Genomic DNA, 17,815 nt, shown 5'->3' on the forward strand with positions numbered 1-17,815 from the left:
TTCAGAAAATGATAGTTGTTTTTGTAGAAGAAGCACATAACTTTACAATCTCTTAACATAAAGAAAACGTTTCATTATTTTTTATCACCGATTAGGAAAATACCAACAGCTATCCTCACCTCAAAATTGTGAGGATAGCTGTCCACAATAACGAGACAAAAAAAGATCATGCATAATTTGCATGATCTTTTCATTGATGACCCGTACGGGATTCGAACCCGTGTTACCGCCGTGAAAGGGCGGTGTCTTAACCACTTGACCAACGGGCCGTTAAAATATATAGCGGCGGAGGGGATCGAACCCCCGACCTCACGGGTATGAACCGTACGCTCTAGCCAGCTGAGCTACACCGCCATGTCGTATTTAACGGACAATTAGTATATTATCTTAAACGACATTTAAAGTCAACATGTTTTTAAAAATTTTTGTTATTTTTTCTACACACTGTTTTCATCATAAAAAAAGCACCCTAAGTGAACACTCTGGGTGCTTCTCTTTATTTTAAATAAACAGCAAGTTTTATCCGCGACGAGCGCCACGGCCGCCACGTTTTGACTCCGTATTACGCTTTAAAGAAGTTAAACGATCTTCACTGTCTTTTAAAAAGCGAGCCATCTTTTGCTCAAATGTTTCTTTTGGGTTACGGTTGTCGCCGCCACCGCGATTGTCTCTGTTAAAAGAACGATTACGTTGAGGACGTCCAGCACGTTGATTATCACGTTGTTCGCCTTCTGTTTTTTCACGCTCTTTCGCTTTTTTAATAGATAAACCAATTTTACCGTCTTTCTCAACGTTAATAACTTTTACTTCTACTTGATCGCCTACTTTTAAGTGATCATTAATATCTTTCACATAATTATCAGCTACTTCACTAATATGAACAAGACCAGTTAATCCCTCTGGCAGCTCTACAAAAGCCCCAAAATTCGTAATACCTGTTACTTTACCCTGTAACTTGCTGCCTACCTCAATTGACATAAAAAAAACGCTCCTCCTTAGTGGTTAAAAAGTCAAATTTTACTTCATTATATAAAATCTTAAAATATAGTGTCAATACAACAGCTACTTCTTAGAAATGGGAAAAATTATCTCCCCGGGCTTTGAAAAGTAATAATCTCTTCTAGCAATCTCTAAAACATAGTTCTCATCATGTAATTTTTTAATTTCTTCTTTCAGCTGTTCTTCTTTCGTCATTAACACATTTGTTTCTTTTTCCAATTCTTTTACTTTTGCTTCTTTAGTGTTAATCGCGCTATTTTGTTGATAAAAAATCACGCTAACACTTACAATAGCTACAAAAGCAACAGCCAAAAATAAAGCTAATCGACGATAAACACGCTTTCTACCTTCGTTCGATTGTATTATATGCCCTTTAACAGAATTAGGATTCTGTTCCAATACATATTTTTGCTTTAGTTCCCTCATTTTCGAGGTCCCCCTAACTTCTTTTTTATAAGTTCCCAAATTAGGAATATATGCTTCTTCATTTTCTTGAAATATTTTAAAAGTCCTGCTTGTCTCTTTATGAAAATTTTAACACGATTAGGGAGAAGTTTCCATATAACAAACCAAACAAATCGAACAGGGATGAAAATAATTTTCCACACTAACCGCAATATTGCTATAATAAATTTCCATAACCCAGTTCCAATTCCAACTACAAGACGAAATAAAAATAGCGCAAACGCTATAATTAAATGAATCAAAATCGTAATTGGCTTAACAATAAATAATTGAACAACGCGAACACAAAAATAAAATGTTTGAACAAAAATGTAAATCAAAAAATTTAATACTTTCATGTACAATGACTTTAGCAAACTTTGATATGCGGCAAAGCCACACAGCAATGCTAAAAATACATACATACGTAACTCTGCTTGATTTACAAGCAACAATACATAAAATACAACAAGGGCTTGGACAATCCAAAATAAAATATCATAAATAAATACGAGCCAACGCTTTCGCTCTCCACGTTTCAAAAAACGATGATATGTATCTAAAGCTGCTCCAAGTGAAACGCCCATCCCAATCATTGAAAGCATTGTATATAATTGAACCGTTAAGCTCATTTAAACAACTTGCTAAAGAACCCTTTAGCTTTCTCCCCTTGATGCTCATCAATGTAAGCCATCTCATATATTTTCCCTTTAATGGATACAAGTCCTTTTTCAACATCAAGGTTTTTCATTTGTAAATTTTGACCGCGTATCGTTAAAAAGCCCATGACTGTTTCTAATAGAAATTCTTCACTATCAAAACTCTCTACCTGCTTGACCCCCGTAATATCAAGAACGCGTCTTCCCCTCATTACAATGTCATGCTCTACAGTAACATTTTGTTGATTAGAAGACGACATTGAATATCCTTTGTTCACGTCCATCCCCCCATAACTTTATACTAGTATCAATGTATGAGGGGACAAAATTATTTAGAACAAGCTATCTTCCGCTTTGACTTCAACTCTTTCTTCACGAACAACGGTATATAAGTTTGCAGCATCTTCTTTTTTTGTCGTTTCTTTTAATTCATTAATTTTTACCGTAACAACTTTTTGACCGAAACGAATCGTTAATTCGTCTTCTGCTTTTACAGTTGAGCTCGCTTTCGCGACTTGACCATTAATCATAATTCGTCCTTGATCTGCAACTTCTTTTGCTAATGTTCTTCTTTTGATAAGACGAGACACTTTTAAAAATTTATCTAAACGCATAACGATTCCCCCTTATTCATTCTCTATTCGCTTTGCTTCTTCCCATAATGCATCAAGCTCTTTTAAAGAAAAATCTTTCATTTCCTTTTCCATACTAGCAACCTTTGCTTCCATATATAAAAAACGGCTTATAAATTTTTCATTTGTTTTATGAAGTGCTTCTTCCGGATTGATTTTATAATAGCGAGCAATATTCACAAATGCAAACATTAAATCTCCAAATTCCGATAACATCTTCTTTTCATCCATTACCGTTACTTCATGTTGAAATTCTTCCCATTCCTCATCTACTTTTTCCATCATTGGTTTAATATGATCCCAGTCAAAACCAACCTTTGCTGCTTCTTTTTGAATTTCATAAGCGCGCATTAACTGTGGTAAACTTTTCGGAACACCTGATAGGATAGACTCTTTTACATTTCCTTTTTCTTGTTTCTTAATTTCTTCCCAATTCGTAATAACATCATCAGCGGTCTCTACACTAACATCTCCGAATACATGAGGGTGACGACGGACCATTTTTTCAGACAACGTGCGAATGACATCATCAATCGAGAACCAACCTTCATCTTCACCAATTTGTGCATGAAGCATAACTTGCAATAGAACATCGCCAAGCTCTTCAACAAGATGATCGTCATCTTCCTCATCAATAGCTTCTAACACCTCATATGCTTCTTCAATTAAATATTTCTTTAAAGTTTGATGCGTTTGCTTTTTATCCCATGGGCATCCATTTGGCCCGCGTAGCTCCGCAATAATATCACGTAATACAGCAAATTCTTGATACAATGATTGTCGATTTAACACTGGCGGCACGTACACACTCGTTAAATTATTTAGCTCAGCCTCATGATCTAATAAATAGAGTGGTACTTTCTTCACTTGTTCAAATGAAGTTCCTGCCGCAGTCACAATGTATACTTCATAATCATCCGGAAGCATTTCCATTAATGTTAGTTTGACCTCAGATGCAATAAATGCATCATACACTTGGCAGAAAATTAAGTGCTGACGAAGCTCTAATTGTCCTCTTTCAAGTGACGTCGCATCAATTAACTGAAACCCTTCAATTGGATCGATTTTCAAACTTGTAAACATTGGGTCTAAAAAGCTTTGCCCACCCTCGATGCGCACATCAATATTCTCTTTTTCTCCTTTTTGCAGCAAAAGTTGTACAGTACGCTCTGCTACAAGCGGATGACCTGGAACTGCATATAAAATGTCAGCATCCTTAGCTTTTTCAATCAATGTGTTAGAAATTGTTTCATACACTTCTTCAAATGTATCGTACGCTTCATATACAGCATCAAAAGATGTGTATAATACACCTTCTTTCTCGAGCTCCTCTATAACTGGATGTTCTTTTGTTCGAACATACATGTGTGCTGCTGCTTTCACCTTTCGATATACGCCCATTGTAAGCTGGTCTAACTCACCAGCTCCTAATCCTAAAATCGTAATTGTTCTTTTCATATAGCCCACCTCTATCCACTCTTCTTCAAAGAAGTTTGTACTTTTTCTTGTTTCATAACCGTTCCAATTTCCTGCGCTGTAAATACTTGCAGCTTTAAAATTAAAAATACATACAGTAAACCGCCAACACCAACACATAATAACGCTTGAATCGCCGCTAACCCTCTATGCTCCTCGTTAGCTTGTAATCCAAACCACTCAAACATATACATACAGCAAGCAAGCACCAGCACCATACTTAATGCTCCAATTGTCACACCTACAATAGGAGTTTTCTGTATAAGCGGCTCATTAACCTCTCGAATCAGTAATACACTATTCAATATGGCAATACACAACAACGCAATTACAGTTGCAATCGCTGCACCAATCACACCAAAATGCGGCATGAATATATAATTGAGTAATAATTTCACACATGCACCAATCACAACATATACAGCTGGTTTTACTATTTGCCCTAATCCTTGCAAAATAGATGCAGTTGTAATTGCTAATGAACTAAACAAAATAGAAATAGATAAAAGCCCTAACACAACGGAACCATCATCATTTGCAAATAACATAATATTTGTCGGACGAATAATACTCGCGAGTCCTAATGATGCAGCAATCCCAATTACAAATGTAATTTTAATTGCTAGCTGTACTTTTTTGCGAATGAATGCTTGATCTCCTCTCTCTTTTGCAGCCGAAATCATCGGGGTTAAAGAAAGTGAAAACGATGTTGTCACGACCGTTCCAAGCTGCATAAGAGGAATGCTGCGATCATATATCCCCTTTAGAGTTTTTGCTATTTCTACTGGCTCCCCGTTCTGAACAAGTAAGCTATAAAGTGAAATAGAATCTGCCATTTGTATAAAAATTAACACTAAGTTACTAACACAAATTGCAATCCCTTGCCAAAACAACGTACGAATAATGGCCTTTTTATTGAACATCCCTTTAAAACTTTGCAGAAAAATAGAACTAAAGTCTTTTCGCAAATAAAACAGCATTACAATCACACCAATAAAACCACCTGCTATAGAGCCAAACATAGCACCTGCTCCCACCGTATATAAATCAAATCCTTTTTTTATGAGGAATAATGATAAAAACACGATAATGGATACGCGAATCGTTTGTTCTATTACCTGTGATATAGCCGTTGGCATCATATTTCCAACCCCTTGGAAATAACCTCTTGCTACCGCGAGAAATGGCATTAATAAAAAAGAAAATGCAATAACGCAAATTAACTTTTCTAAATTCGCATCTCCCATTAAAGATGCAATTGTATGTGCGCCGAAGAATAATGCACTACACCCTATGATCCCAATAGCTAATAAAAACCAAAAAGAAATACATATAATAGATTCTGCTTCTTTCCGTTCTCCTCGCTCTAAACGTTCTGCAATCATTTTTGAAATAATGATTGGAAAACCATATGTCGTTAAAATTAAACAAAACCCGTAAAACGGGTAAATTTGCTGATAAATATAAAAACCAATATCACCAGCTATATTTTGATATGGAATACGGTAAAAGGCGCTCAATACTTTTGTAACAAAGCTCGCAATTGTTAATATAATCGCTCCGCGCCAAAAAGCGTGGTACTTCTTCGTCTCCATAACCATACAATCTCCCTTTTTCTATACTCATCCTACGTATTATATCATAAAGAAAAAAACAGCTTTTCACTTTCAATGTGATCATATAAAAAAAGGTAGCAAAACGCTACCTTTACATAAATATATAATTCCACAGTACATTACGGTGTATCACAAAACTGTACCACCCATAGGATTAGCTTAGCTCTAACAGGCAGTTTATTCGAGTACATCATGAAGATTAACTGCCTGTTAGAGCCCGATTGGTGAGAGCTTTATTGTTCCATTTGTTTTGCTAGGAAGCTTGCCGCTGTATCCACAGCCTTATGTTCTACATCACTAATGATTGCTTCTTTTGAAAAAATAATAACAGCTCCAATTGGATCACCATTTGCGATAATCGGACCGATTGTATAAGATTGTACCTTTTCGGCCACTCCATCAGTAATCGAAATTTCACTTTCGTCTGTCATAACAACCGATTTGCGTTCTTCCATCGCTTTCTCAACTAAATCTCCAACGCTTTTATTTAAGTATTCTTTTTTGGACACGCCAGAAACAGCAATAATTGAATCGCGGTCACAAACAAGTACATTATGCCCTAAACTATCATATAAAGCATCTGCATATTCTTTAGCAAAATCACCTAATTCGCTAATTGGAGAATATTTCTTTAAAATAACTTCTCCATCGCGATCAACAAAAATTTCTAACGGGTCACCTTCCCGAATACGGAGAGTCCTGCGAATTTCTTTCGGAATAACAACCCTTCCTAAATCATCAATTCGACGTACAATTCCAGTTGCTTTCATTCTAATGCTGCCTCACTTTCTACTGATGATAAAAGTGGTGTTTTACCTGTTCATGTAAAAATCACCAACTATTAAACATAGTATTTTACACATTAGTTCTTCTATGCACGTCGAATGTTATTTTTTATTCTCATTTAAGCATTTATCTCTTCTTTTTTCACATCTTTTAAACCTTTTAATAAATTTTCAGCGATTGTAAGCCACTTTGCTACTTCTAGTTCACGCACATTCATCACAATTTTCAGGCGTGAACCCTCCATACCAAGACCAATCATGCGCCCAAAGCTGCTTCCAAGCATAAATAATTTTCCACCATCAATATTTTGACTAGCTTTTTCTGAAAACAACAGTGTCACTTCTTGTTTCGTTTGCTTAATCAATTCGATTCCTTCTTGCGTTGCTAACACTTTAATATTTGCAATTTGTAGTAAATATCCAACTTCCTGTGGATAGTCACCAAAGCGATCAATCATTTCTTCTTGTAACTCTTCAATATCCTCAATAGTAGAAACGCCCCTAAACTGCTTATACATCATGATTTTTTGTTTGCTATCGGAAATATATGCATCTGGTAAATATGCATCTACTTCTAGATCAATCTCGACATCAAGCGTTTGCTCTTCTGCCCCCGTACCTCTTCGCTGTTCAATTGCATCTTTTAACATTTGTGAATATAAATCAAAACCAACGGAATCAATAAATCCATGTTGCTCTGCACCTAATAAATTACCTGCTCCGCGGATAGACAAATCACGCATCGCAATTTTAAATCCAGAACCTAGCTCTGTAAATTCTTTAATGGCTTGCAGACGCTTTTCTGCAACCTCAGATAACACTTTATCCCGCTTATATGTGAAATACGCATAGGCAACACGATTAGAACGTCCTACCCGACCACGCAACTGATACAACTGCGATAATCCCATACGATCTGCATCGAACACAATTAATGTATTTACATTCGGAATATCAACACCTGTTTCAATAATTGTTGTACTTACGAGTACATCGTGCTGCCCCTCTAAGAAGGAGAGCATAACCGATTCTAATTCACCTTCATTCATCTTTCCATGCGCAAAAGTTACACGCGCATCAGGAACGAGCATTGAAATTTCGTCTACTTTTCGCTCAATATCTTCAACACGATTATATAAGAAATATATTTGCCCTCCTCGTGCCAGTTCACGTTCAATCGCTTCTCTTATTAACGCTGGATTATATTCCACAACGTACGTTTGCACCGGGAACCGATTTTCTGGCGGTGTTTCAATAACAGATAAATCGCGAACACCCAACATAGACATATGAAGCGTACGCGGAATTGGCGTTGCTGTTAATGTTAGTACATCGATATTAGCTTTTAATTGCTTAATTTTTTCTTTATGCGTTACACCAAACCGCTGCTCCTCATCAATAATAAGTAATCCTAAATCTTTATATATGACATCCTTTGACAGAAGACGGTGTGTACCGATAACAACATCAACAGTACCATCTTTTAATCCTTTAATCGTTTCATTTTGCTGTTTTCTTGTACGGAAGCGACTTAATAACCCGATATTAACCGGATAATCTTGGAATCGCTCTCGAATTGTTTCATAATGCTGCTGTGCTAAAATCGTTGTCGGCACTAAAATTGCAACTTGCTTTTCATCCATAATCGCTTTAAAAGCAGCCCGGATCGCAACTTCAGTTTTTCCATATCCAACATCGCCGCAAAGCAGACGATCCATCGGACGACCGCGCTCCATATCCTTCTTGATTTCTTCAATTGAGCGTAACTGATCTTCTGTTTCTTGATAAGGAAATGATGATTCAAACTCCTGTTGCTCAGATGTATCCGGAGTAAAAGCATAACCTTTTGATGCTTCGCGCTCTGCATACAGCTTAATTAAATCATCTGCAATATCTTGAACGGATTTTTCTACCTTTGTCTTAACTTTCTTCCAATCATTTCCACCTAATTTATAAATCTTTGGGTCTTTCCCCTCGGATCCCACATACTTTTGTACTTGATCAATTTGTTCAATCGGAACGTATAGCTTGTCATTTCCTTGATACTTGATATGCAAATAATCTTTATGAACACCATTAATTTCTAATGTTTCAATTCCTAAAAATTTACCGATACCGTGATTTACGTGAACAACGTAATCACCAACTTTTAATTCAGAGTAGCTTTTAATTCTCTCCGCATTCGAAAGTTTTTGCTTACGCTGTGATTTTTTTACCTTTTTATTAAACAATTCTTTTTCGGTAATAATCGCCAGCTTTTGCATTGGCATTTCAAAACCTGCATGTAAATCACCCACCGCAATTTGAATACGACCTGGGAGCAATACATCCGTTCCTTCAATAATATCTGCTTCAATATCATAATCATTTAAAATATTCTGCAACTTCTTCGTTCTTTCTTCATTTGCACCTAATACAACTGTTGTAAACCTACTTTTCGTCCATCTATCAATTTCTGTTTTCAATAAATTCATTTGACCGTGAAAGTCTTGCATTGTTTTACATGTCAAATTCACAATATTTTGCGGATTTGTATATGGAATATGACGTAAGAATAAAGTTAAGTATAAGAAATTTCGTTTTTTATGGTTCAAAAATTGGGAAAAACTATGAGAAAAAGTTAAATCTTGAACAATCGCTCCTTCTCCAAGAAGCGATATATACCATTCTGCTTCTTCTGTTTCTAAATGATCTGCTGTTTCTTGAATTCGAGAGACCTCGTCTAGAATAACCACACCGTTTTCCGGTAAATATTCTATTAGACTAGCAGGTTCCTTATAAAATAAAGATAAATACTTGAACATCTGCTCAATGGTCTGTCCGTTTTTCAATAATTCTAATTCATATGTAACAGTTTCTAATATTGTTGTTTTTAGTTTCTCATCAGATACTTTTTTTAATGTATGAACTAAACTTGATTCTAGCTTCTGAATTCCAAATGCTACTTCTTCTTTAGAAAATACAAATTCAGTAGCTGGGCCAAATGATATGCTATCCATCTTCTCTTGCGAGCGTTGTTCTTCTACAGTAAAGGAACGGATGGAATCTACTTCAGTATCAAAAAATTCAATACGAACTGGCAATTCTTCTGTTAATGGATAGATATCTAATATCCCACCGCGAACACTAAATTCACCCGGTGCCTCTACCATAGATTTACGTTCATAACCCATAGTCGTTAACATGCGAAGCAGTTCATCAAGCTCAATTTCTTGTCCCATTTTCAATTCAATTTGCTGTGTCTTCCACATCTCTTTTGTCGGTAAAAAACGCCGCAAACCAGCAACAGGGGCTACAATAATTCCACTTTCTCCAGCCGCTAAGCGATTCAACACTTCAATGCGCTGTGACTTCAATTCTGGGCTCGCAACACCGATTTCTGATGCAATAGATTCATTTACAGGATATAACCAAACATTCTTCTCTCCAATTAACGAAACTAAATCCTCATACACCTTTTGCGCCTGATATAAATTATGCGTTATAACAAGCTGCGACTGCTTTGTTTTTTTATATAAACTAGCCATTAATAATGAACGAGAAGAAGTTGCCATACCTGAGATAAGCTGTTCTTTTAAACCTTCCTCTAATCCATCTATAATTGATCGTATTTCTTTATTTTCGTAAAATTGCTCTAGTAAACCTATCATTTTTCAAAACTCCTCTCAACATAAAGAGCAAGCTACTATATTTTATGCAAATATTTCGGAAAAAGAAAACAGAAAAATGCTTTGGACAAGCCAAAGCGAAGCAATACATCCTATCCCTTATCGCTGTAATTCTCTCATCTTCATATTTAGAAAAGATAAGGATGGAAGTTCCTCCCATTACAAGGAGCAGTGTGTTTAGCTAACTATTGATAAGAAAAACATGATCTAACAGAAGTTTCATTTTCATTGTAAGAACAGTTCATACTCATAATACTCTGGATAGGATGCGAGCGTTTTTTGACACGATTCACAAATTGTTTTTATATATATATTTCCGTTTTCATCAAAATGAATCATTTCTAATCGCTCTTGCTCTGTTAGTTGACCTAGCACAATGCCGTATACTTTTTCCGCTGTAATACTACCTATTCTACATCCACAATGTCTGCAGTAATAATGTCCGTCCATAACTTCCTCCTAGCTGCACAATTATTACTATTATGGATATAAGCATTAAAAAATATTCCATTTTGGAAACGTTAATTATTGAAGGTGTTCATAACTTGTAAAAATGGCGTTTTCAACCATTCTTCACACGCATCTGCACTTTTTTCAATCGCTCGTTTTACTTCAGGCATCTCATCTGCTGTAAAGCGTCCTAATACATAATCAACCACTTTCATGCCATTTTTAGGACGATCAATTCCCATACGAATGCGCTGAAATTCCTGTGTTCCTAAATGGGCAATTGTTGATTTTACACCGTTATGTCCACCCGCACTGCCTTTCATACGAAGACGTAATTTTCCAACTGGCATATCTAAATCATCATACATCACTATAAAATCTTCAATATCAATTTTATAGTAGTCCATAAGTGGGCGAATACTTTCTCCAGATAAATTCATATATGTAAGTGGCTTTAATAAAATAACTTTCTCTCCATTTACAAAACCCGCACCGAATAAACCCTTAAATTTTTGCTCATTTAACGGGATATTCCAGCGTCTAGATAATTCATCTATCGCCATAAACCCAATGTTATGCCTTGTTAATTCATATTCTCTGCCTGGGTTACCAAGTCCTACTATTAATTTCATTGTAACACCACTTTCTTTTTTCGATACGAAAAGACGTAACCAACACTGGTTACGTCTCATTCTATCCAATTAATTAAATAGTACACTTACAGATTCTTCTTCGTAAACACGAATAATTGCTTCGCCAATTAATGGAGCAACAGAAAGTTCTTGTACTTTATCAATTTTCTTTTCTTCTGGTAATACGATAGAGTTCGTTACAACTAACTCTTTAATATTTGAATTTTGAATACGTTCAATTGCTGGACCAGATAAAACTGGGTGTGTACAACAAGCATATACTTCAGAAGCACCGTTCTCTACAAGAGCATTTGCTGCTAATGTAATTGTACCAGCTGTATCAATGATGTCATCAATTAAAATTGCTGTTTTACCTTCGATATTACCTACGATATTCATTACTTCCGCTACATTTGGACGTGGACGGCGTTTATCGATGATAGCGATTGGCGCTTTTAAACGATCTGCCATTTTTCGTGCACGTGTTACACCACCATGGTCAGGAGATACGATTACAATATCTTTAAGACCTTTCTTTTGGAAGTAATCAGAAAGAATAGGTACACCCATTAAATGATCGATTGGAATATCGAAGAATCCTTGAATTTGTGGAGCATGTAAATCTAGAGTAATTACACGAGTAGCACCCGCTGTTTCAAGTAAGTTTGCAAACAGTTTCGCTGTAATCGGCTCACGAGAACGCGCTTTACGATCTTGGCGTGCATAACCATAGTAAGGGATAACAATGTTAACTGTTTTCGCAGATGCACGTTTTAATGCATCGATCATAATAAGCAATTCCATAATATGCTCGTTTACTGGGAAACTTGTAGATTGGATGATAAATACATCGCAACCACGAATACTTTCTTCAATGTTAATTTGAATTTCTCCATCACTAAAACGTGCAACAGAACATTTTCCTAATTCTACTCCAATGTGCTTTGCAATTTGCTCAGCAAGCGCCTTGTTAGAGTTTAAAGAAAATACTTTCAAATTAGAATTTAGATATTGAGTCGACATCTAGATTAACCCTCCACATTATGAATTTTTCTTATTCAGCAATTGATCAACATAATCTTCTTTGTTTGTTTGACGTGCACGTGCAATTGACAATGCTTTTGCTGGCACATCTTCTGTAATAGTAGAACCTGCTGCAACATAAGCACCATCTTCAACTGTTACAGGAGCAACAAGGTTTGAGTTACAACCAATAAACACACCATCGCCAATTACAGTTTTAAATTTATTCTTGCCATCGTAGTTTACCGTAATAGAACCACAACCAAGATTCACATCTTCTCCCACTTCTGCATCACCAATATAGCTTAAGTGAGAAGCTTTACTTCTATTTCCGAAAACAGTCTTTTTAATTTCAACAAAGTTTCCAACACGAACTTCATTACCAATAACAGATTGCGGACGGATATGAGCGAACGGTCCAATAGCAACATCAATACCAATCTTACTATCATGAACAGTAGACTGACGAATTGTTGTATTATCTCCCACTTCACTATCACGTATAACTGTATGCGGTCCAACTTCACAATTTGATCCAATAACAGTATAACCTTCAATAATTGTTCCCGGATAAATAACCGTATCATTACCAATTTTTGCATCGACGGAAATATACGTGTTATTCGGATCAATAATCGTAACACCATTTACCATATGTTGATGGTTAATACGTTTTTTCATAATGTCTTCCGCTTGCGATAGAGCGACCCTGTCATTAACTCCTAACGTTTCATCAAAATGCTCTGTTTGATAGGCAGATACAATATGACCTTCATTTTTCAAAATCTCAATCACATCTGGAAGGTAATATTCCCCTTGCACATTTTCATTAGAAACTTTGGAAAGGGAAGCAAATAGCGCTTTATTATCAAAACAATACGTACCTGTATTAATTTCTTTAATAGCTCGCTCTACTTCATTTGCATCTTTATGTTCAACAATTTTTTCAACGTGACCGTTTTCATTGCGAACAATTCGTCCATAACCAGTAGGCTCTTCTATGTAGGCCGTTAATACCGTTGCCATTGCCCCTGATTCTTCATGCTGCTTTAATAATGCTTCCATTGTTTCTGCTGTAATAAGAGGTGTATCACCACAAATTACTAATGTTGTTCCATTCTCGTTCCCCAGTGCGTCAGTTGCTTGCATAACAGCATGTGCTGTTCCTAACTGCTCCGTTTGCAATGCAAATTCACTCGCACTTCCTAATTGATCTTGTACCTTTTCAGCGCCGTGTCCAACAACCGTAACAAGTTTCTGCACTTCTAGCTGAGAGACTTGATCAACTACATGCTGTACCATCGGTTTCCCGCATACAGAATGCAACACTTTGTATAAACTTGACTTCATACGTGTGCCTTTTCCTGCTGCAAGAATCACTGCATATCTTTTCGACATATAGACCCTCCATCGCAACCTATTTATCCATTAAAAATATTATCCTAAATAACCATACATTTCAAGAAACACCTTATAACTATTAAATTTTACCATAACTTTTATGTAATGTTTTAGTATTTCATATCTTTTTATGAAATACGTTATACTATTCCTTTTTCATAAAAAATAGAGGTAGCTATTATAGGTATAAATTTTGAAAATGATGTAAAAATCCTCTTTCTTTTTAGACGGGCGAGAGCATCTGGCTATGCATAGCCGCTGCTTGTATGTTGAACAATCAAAATTGATGTATAAAATATATGAAAACAACAACAAACTCCTGTAAATATTTACAGGAGTTTGCCAAAATTATAGAGCTCTTCTTTTAGAGCTCTTCTTATTCGAATTTTACGAAGCTCCAGCTTCTTCAAACTCAACTTCTTCTAACTCGCCTAAACGGTGATACTCAGTTAAAACCGCATCTTGAATTTTAGAACGAGTATTAGAATTAATTGGATGAGCAATGTCACGGAACTCTCCATCCGGAGTACGTTTACTTGGCATTGCTACAAATAATCCATTATTGCCATCAATTACACGAATATCATGAACAACAAATTCGTGGTCTAGTGTAATAGAGGCAATCGCTCTCATGCGGCCTTCTGTGTTTACACGGCGTAATCTTACGTCAGTCACTTCCATCTTGTGTTCACCACCCTTTTTCTAAATAAGCGATATGTTTCTATAAATTCCACAAATGTTCTATTTTTCCTTCAATTTTTCAAAAATTTTTAAGATAAAAATTTTTATATCAATGAAATATATAAATAAATACACGTTAACGCTTACAATTTCTTATTTTACAAGGGCAATAACTTCAATTTCAACGGATACATCTTTTGGTAATCTCACTACTTGTACACAAGAGCGTGCCGGTTTATTCGTAGAAAAATATGTACTATATACTTCATTTACCGCATTAAAATCATTCATATCTTTTAGAAATACAGTTGTTTTTACCACCGTCTCAAACGATGCTCCTGCTTCTGTTAATACCGCCTTTAAATTTTGAAACACTTGCTCTGTTTGGTCCTTTATATCTCCAGCCACAACTTCACCATTTACTGTTAAAGGAATTTGTCCAGAACTGTAAAACATATTATTTACAATCATACCTTGTGAATATGGACCAATTGCCTGCGGCACCCCATTTGCTTGAACTACTTTCATCGTTCCCCACCCTTTTATATTTTTTATCCTACTTTCACAAATTGGCTCTAACAAGGAGCCTATTGTTTTAGCAGAAGGTAAGCCTCCAAATTTGGGAGCTTACCTCCTGCTAAAACTTACTGCTCGTAAATAATGTGACAAAGTAGTCAATTCGTAAAATCTTGTTATCCATTAGTATAAAAAAAGATAAAGCAGCCGCTTTATCTTTTCCTCACTCTGACGAACAAGATCTTCTTGAAAACAACCTATATAAGAAGATTGTTTATCTTATTCAACTTCTACAATCATATCAGTAAATGGACTTAAAGAATAATTTCCTTTTTCCACTTGAATCGTCTTTTCTCTCACATCTACTTCAGACAAGCGAATTAACGAAACAAAGTTATCTACAAGTCTTTCCTCAATATCACTTGATTCCACTAAAACGCCAATGCCAACAACATTTGCATTAAATTCCTCAAGCATACTCATCATGCCTTGCACTGTTCCGCCGGCCTTCATAAAATCATCAATGATTAATACGTTCGCACCTTCAGGAAGACTACGCTTTGCTAATGTCATCGTTTGAATACGCTTAGAAGAGCCTGATACATAATTAATACTTACTGTTGGGCCTTCTGTTACTTTATTATCTTTTCTAGCAATTACGACTGGAACATCTAAATAATTTGCTACTGCATATGCCAAAGGAATCCCTTTTGTTGCAACTGTCATAACAGCGTCAATTGACTGCCTTGCAAATACAGAAGCAAAAAGTCGCCCTGCACCATTAATATAGCGCGGATTACTTAAAAGATCCGTCATATATAAATAACCACCCGGAAGAATACGATCAGGATTCTCAAATAAATTACAAAGCTCATCAATAATTTGCTTTGCTTCCTCCTGACTTATATATGGGATATATTTCACTCCTCCTGCTGCACCTGGTACCGTTTGTAATGTGCCGACCCCTTGTTGTTCAAACGTTTGTTTAATAATGACTAAATCTTCACTAATAGAAGATTTAGCAGAATGATACCGTTCAGCAAAAAAAGTGAGAGAAACTAACTGACGAGGGTTTTGAAGCAAATAATAAGTCATATCGACTAACCTTGTACTTCGTCTAATCTTCATGCTCTCACCTCAAATTACGAATATTTTAAACAAATCATAACTTATTATACGCCTTTATTCAAGACCTTCTCGCTCTCCTAATAAACGAACTGCGTATACTTGGTCACAAAATCCTTTTAACCCGTTATAAATACGGTGCATGCGTGAATCATGACGAACTAAACCAAAAACAGTTGGGCCGCTACCGCTCATTAAAACCGCATCTGCACCGAAACGTTTCATCTGAGCTTTAATATGTGACACTTCAGGATGCATTGAAAATGTTACATCTTCTAACACATTGCCAACAGCATGACAAATTCCCTCATAATCACCATTTTGAATTACTTCAACCATACGATTTACATCTGGATGTGTTACACGATTTAATTGTAAATTCCCATATACATCAGCTGTAGAAACACCAATATGTGGTTTGGCCAAAATGACCCAGCAAGAAGGAGGTGTCTTTATATGTTCGATTTTCTCACCTCGACCCGTTGCAATGGCAGTTCCGCCGTATACACAAAACGATACATCCGATCCAATCTCGGCACCTAGTTTCGCAAGTTCATCAATTGTAAGTCCGAGATTCCATAATTGATTCAGACCTCTTAATGCTGCAGCTGCATCGCTGCTTCCACCTGCTAAGCCCGCTGCAACCGGAATCGTTTTTTCAATTGCAATAGACACTCCCTTTTTTACTTGAAAACGTTTCTTTAACAATCTTGCCGCCTGATAAGCTAAATTTCTTTGGTCGTCTGGGACATAACGGTTATGAGATACAATTTCAATCCGGTCTTCAGATAACTCTGTTAGTTCTAACCGATCTGCTAAATCAATTGTTGTCATAATCATTTTAACTTCATGATAGCCGTCCGGTCTTTTCCCTAGTACATCTAACGACAAATTAATTTTCGCTGGTGCTTTAACTAGTAGCTTCAATCTATTCACCTACTCTATGTACTCAATCTTTTATCGTTTATTTTACCATAAATTTATAGTAGAACGATGACACTTTCCTAATTATAACGAAAAGCATCAAGAATGAAACTACTTATATAATACGAATACAACTTTTTCGCGTGCAAAAAGCCGAGGAATATCCCCTCGGCTACCGTAGCATAGAAGTATCTCACTGTTACTGATTTTGTTTCATCAATTGCTGCTCTGCAATCTCAATTGCCCGTTTAACCATGTTACCAGCATCTTTCGCACGAATTCCGCCCCATCCTTCTTTTTGCACGACATCGTAAAATCCAAGCTCTTTTGCAAGCTCTTCTTTAAATTTATTTGACATGACTCCTCTTCGTCTACTCAATGCAAGTCCCCCTTTATCGCTACGGTACATTTAGTATGTGACACTACGAATTTCTTCAAATCCGGAAAATATATGTAATTAAACAAGCCCCATCCTTAAACAGATTGTTCACCTAACATGATTTCATTATCTTGTGCATCATAAAACGTAAGCTCAACAGTTTCTGTTAATACGTCTGCATAACTATAGGAAACACGCTGAAATGTATCCTCTTGTTGATCAAGTTGAACGACAAAAACCGAACGGTATGTTTCTGCCAACACACCAGATCTTTCTATCGTTTTTCTTCTTCCACTATTCGCTTTTAGCATAAGCCTCTGACCAAGATGATGGTCCAGTGCACTTTTAATTTCGTCTAAACGTTTTGACATATCGTGCTACACCTCGCTGTAATTGGGATGGAAA

19 protein-coding genes and 2 tRNA genes are annotated in these 17,815 nt (G+C 36.2%); all 21 read right to left on the reverse strand.

Annotated features, from left to right (window positions below; genetic code table 11):
* Window positions 1-197: 197 nt before the first annotated feature.
* The 21 genes from BR72_RS13175 to veg all read right to left on the reverse strand — a co-directional run bounded on the left by BR72_RS13175 (window position 198) and on the right by veg (window position 17,781).
* Window positions 198-269: transfer RNA gene (locus BR72_RS13175), tRNA-Glu, on the reverse strand.
* An 11-nt stretch (window positions 270-280) separates the two neighbouring features.
* Window positions 281-354 (reverse strand) — tRNA-Met (locus BR72_RS13180).
* Window positions 355-519: 165 nt separating this feature from the next.
* Window positions 520-978: a S1 domain-containing RNA-binding protein gene (locus tag BR72_RS13185; protein WP_035433577.1), complete on the reverse strand. Its 459-nt coding sequence runs from the start codon at window positions 976-978 to the stop codon at window positions 520-522.
* An 84-nt stretch (window positions 979-1,062) separates the two neighbouring features.
* On the reverse strand, window positions 1,063-1,425 hold the full coding sequence (locus BR72_RS13190; protein WP_035433579.1) for an FtsB family cell division protein: 363 nt from the start codon (window positions 1,423-1,425) through the stop codon (window positions 1,063-1,065).
* On the reverse strand, window positions 1,422-2,075 hold the full coding sequence (yabQ, locus tag BR72_RS13195) for a spore cortex biosynthesis protein YabQ (protein WP_035433581.1): 654 nt from the start codon (window positions 2,073-2,075) through the stop codon (window positions 1,422-1,424). The genes BR72_RS13190 and yabQ overlap by 4 nt, the downstream gene beginning before the upstream one ends.
* Window positions 2,072-2,362 carry a sporulation protein YabP gene (gene yabP, locus BR72_RS13200; protein WP_371261891.1) on the reverse strand — a complete coding sequence of 97 codons (291 nt, stop codon included), beginning with the start codon at window positions 2,360-2,362 and terminating at the stop codon, window positions 2,072-2,074. The genes yabQ and yabP overlap by 4 nt, the downstream gene beginning before the upstream one ends.
* A 72-nt stretch (window positions 2,363-2,434) precedes the next feature.
* Entirely contained in the window at window positions 2,435-2,716 is a 282-nt protein-coding gene (locus tag BR72_RS13205) for an RNA-binding S4 domain-containing protein (protein WP_035433585.1), read from the reverse strand.
* 12 nt (window positions 2,717-2,728) lie between these two features.
* Complete coding sequence (gene mazG, locus BR72_RS13210) at window positions 2,729-4,192, reverse strand: bifunctional methyltransferase/pyrophosphohydrolase YabN (RefSeq protein WP_035433587.1); 1,464 nt, start codon at window positions 4,190-4,192, stop codon at window positions 2,729-2,731.
* 11 nt (window positions 4,193-4,203) lie between these two features.
* Window positions 4,204-5,805 carry a putative polysaccharide biosynthesis protein gene (locus BR72_RS13215; protein ID WP_035433588.1) on the reverse strand — a complete coding sequence of 534 codons (1,602 nt, stop codon included), beginning with the start codon at window positions 5,803-5,805 and terminating at the stop codon, window positions 4,204-4,206.
* Window positions 5,806-6,059: 254 nt separating this feature from the next.
* Window positions 6,060-6,596 carry a stage V sporulation protein T gene (gene spoVT / locus BR72_RS13220; RefSeq protein WP_035433589.1) on the reverse strand — a complete coding sequence of 179 codons (537 nt, stop codon included), beginning with the start codon at window positions 6,594-6,596 and terminating at the stop codon, window positions 6,060-6,062.
* A gap of 134 nt (window positions 6,597-6,730) precedes the next feature.
* On the reverse strand, window positions 6,731-10,261 hold the full coding sequence (gene mfd, locus BR72_RS13225) for a transcription-repair coupling factor (protein WP_035433591.1): 3,531 nt from the start codon (window positions 10,259-10,261) through the stop codon (window positions 6,731-6,733).
* Window positions 10,262-10,504: 243 nt separating this feature from the next.
* The gene (locus BR72_RS13230; protein WP_035433593.1) at window positions 10,505-10,729 is read right to left on the reverse strand and encodes an anti-sigma-F factor Fin family protein; all 225 of its coding nucleotides are present in this window, start codon (window positions 10,727-10,729) and stop codon (window positions 10,505-10,507) included.
* A gap of 71 nt (window positions 10,730-10,800) precedes the next feature.
* Complete coding sequence (pth, locus tag BR72_RS13235) at window positions 10,801-11,361, reverse strand: aminoacyl-tRNA hydrolase (protein ID WP_090998987.1); 561 nt, start codon at window positions 11,359-11,361, stop codon at window positions 10,801-10,803.
* A 69-nt stretch (window positions 11,362-11,430) separates the two neighbouring features.
* A complete protein-coding gene (locus BR72_RS13240; protein ID WP_035433597.1) occupies window positions 11,431-12,384 on the reverse strand; it encodes a ribose-phosphate diphosphokinase in 954 nt (317 codons plus the stop codon).
* Window positions 12,385-12,402: 18 nt separating this feature from the next.
* Complete coding sequence (glmU, locus tag BR72_RS13245) at window positions 12,403-13,782, reverse strand: bifunctional UDP-N-acetylglucosamine diphosphorylase/glucosamine-1-phosphate N-acetyltransferase GlmU (RefSeq protein WP_035433598.1); 1,380 nt, start codon at window positions 13,780-13,782, stop codon at window positions 12,403-12,405.
* 390 nt (window positions 13,783-14,172) lie between these two features.
* On the reverse strand, window positions 14,173-14,466 hold the full coding sequence (spoVG, locus tag BR72_RS13250) for a septation regulator SpoVG (RefSeq protein WP_000454042.1): 294 nt from the start codon (window positions 14,464-14,466) through the stop codon (window positions 14,173-14,175).
* 153 nt (window positions 14,467-14,619) lie between these two features.
* Window positions 14,620-14,994 (reverse strand): RidA family protein, encoded by a 375-nt coding sequence (locus BR72_RS13255; protein WP_035433599.1) that lies wholly within the window; start codon window positions 14,992-14,994, stop codon window positions 14,620-14,622.
* 267 nt (window positions 14,995-15,261) lie between these two features.
* Complete coding sequence (gene purR, locus BR72_RS13260; RefSeq protein WP_035433601.1) at window positions 15,262-16,110, reverse strand: pur operon repressor; 849 nt, start codon at window positions 16,108-16,110, stop codon at window positions 15,262-15,264.
* A 54-nt stretch (window positions 16,111-16,164) separates the two neighbouring features.
* Window positions 16,165-17,034 carry a 4-(cytidine 5'-diphospho)-2-C-methyl-D-erythritol kinase gene (gene ispE, locus BR72_RS13265; protein ID WP_156107943.1) on the reverse strand — a complete coding sequence of 290 codons (870 nt, stop codon included), beginning with the start codon at window positions 17,032-17,034 and terminating at the stop codon, window positions 16,165-16,167.
* Between the two features lie 196 nt (window positions 17,035-17,230).
* Window positions 17,231-17,410 carry an acid-soluble spore protein SspF gene (sspF, locus tag BR72_RS13270; RefSeq protein WP_090918113.1) on the reverse strand — a complete coding sequence of 60 codons (180 nt, stop codon included), beginning with the start codon at window positions 17,408-17,410 and terminating at the stop codon, window positions 17,231-17,233.
* A gap of 95 nt (window positions 17,411-17,505) precedes the next feature.
* On the reverse strand, window positions 17,506-17,781 hold the full coding sequence (gene veg / locus BR72_RS13275) for a biofilm formation stimulator Veg (RefSeq protein WP_035433605.1): 276 nt from the start codon (window positions 17,779-17,781) through the stop codon (window positions 17,506-17,508).
* Window positions 17,782-17,815: the final 34 nt, after the last annotated feature.

Source organism: Bacillus sp. UNC322MFChir4.1 (assembly GCF_000746135.1).
Classification (GTDB): domain Bacteria; phylum Bacillota; class Bacilli; order Bacillales; family Bacillaceae_G; genus Bacillus_A.

Excerpts from the sequence above, each read along its gene's own strand:
- BR72_RS13185 (WP_035433577.1), bottom strand. The coding sequence starts at position 978 with ATGTCAATTGAGGTAGGCAGCAAGTTACAGGGTAAAGTAACAGGTATT.
- BR72_RS13190 (WP_035433579.1), bottom strand. The coding sequence starts at position 1,425 with ATGAGGGAACTAAAGCAAAAATATGTATTGGAACAGAATCCTAATTCT.
- yabQ (WP_035433581.1), bottom strand. The coding sequence starts at position 2,075 with ATGAGCTTAACGGTTCAATTATATACAATGCTTTCAATGATTGGGATG.
- yabP (WP_371261891.1), bottom strand. The coding sequence starts at position 2,362 with ATGTCGTCTTCTAATCAACAAAATGTTACTGTAGAGCATGACATTGTA.
- BR72_RS13205 (WP_035433585.1), bottom strand. The coding sequence starts at position 2,716 with ATGCGTTTAGATAAATTTTTAAAAGTGTCTCGTCTTATCAAAAGAAGA.
- mazG (WP_035433587.1), bottom strand. The coding sequence starts at position 4,192 with ATGAAAAGAACAATTACGATTTTAGGATTAGGAGCTGGTGAGTTAGAC.
- BR72_RS13215 (WP_035433588.1), bottom strand. The coding sequence starts at position 5,805 with ATGGAGACGAAGAAGTACCACGCTTTTTGGCGCGGAGCGATTATATTA.
- spoVT (WP_035433589.1), bottom strand. The coding sequence starts at position 6,596 with ATGAAAGCAACTGGAATTGTACGTCGAATTGATGATTTAGGAAGGGTT.
- mfd (WP_035433591.1), bottom strand. The coding sequence starts at position 10,261 with ATGATAGGTTTACTAGAGCAATTTTACGAAAATAAAGAAATACGATCA.
- BR72_RS13230 (WP_035433593.1), bottom strand. The coding sequence starts at position 10,729 with ATGGACGGACATTATTACTGCAGACATTGTGGATGTAGAATAGGTAGT.
- pth (WP_090998987.1), bottom strand. The coding sequence starts at position 11,361 with ATGAAATTAATAGTAGGACTTGGTAACCCAGGCAGAGAATATGAATTA.
- BR72_RS13240 (WP_035433597.1), bottom strand. The coding sequence starts at position 12,384 with ATGTCGACTCAATATCTAAATTCTAATTTGAAAGTATTTTCTTTAAAC.
- glmU (WP_035433598.1), bottom strand. The coding sequence starts at position 13,782 with ATGTCGAAAAGATATGCAGTGATTCTTGCAGCAGGAAAAGGCACACGT.
- spoVG (WP_000454042.1), bottom strand. The coding sequence starts at position 14,466 with ATGGAAGTGACTGACGTAAGATTACGCCGTGTAAACACAGAAGGCCGC.
- BR72_RS13255 (WP_035433599.1), bottom strand. The coding sequence starts at position 14,994 with ATGAAAGTAGTTCAAGCAAATGGGGTGCCGCAGGCAATTGGTCCATAT.
- purR (WP_035433601.1), bottom strand. The coding sequence starts at position 16,110 with ATGAAGATTAGACGAAGTACAAGGTTAGTCGATATGACTTATTATTTG.
- veg (WP_035433605.1), bottom strand. The coding sequence starts at position 17,781 with ATGTCAAAACGTTTAGACGAAATTAAAAGTGCACTGGACCATCATCTT.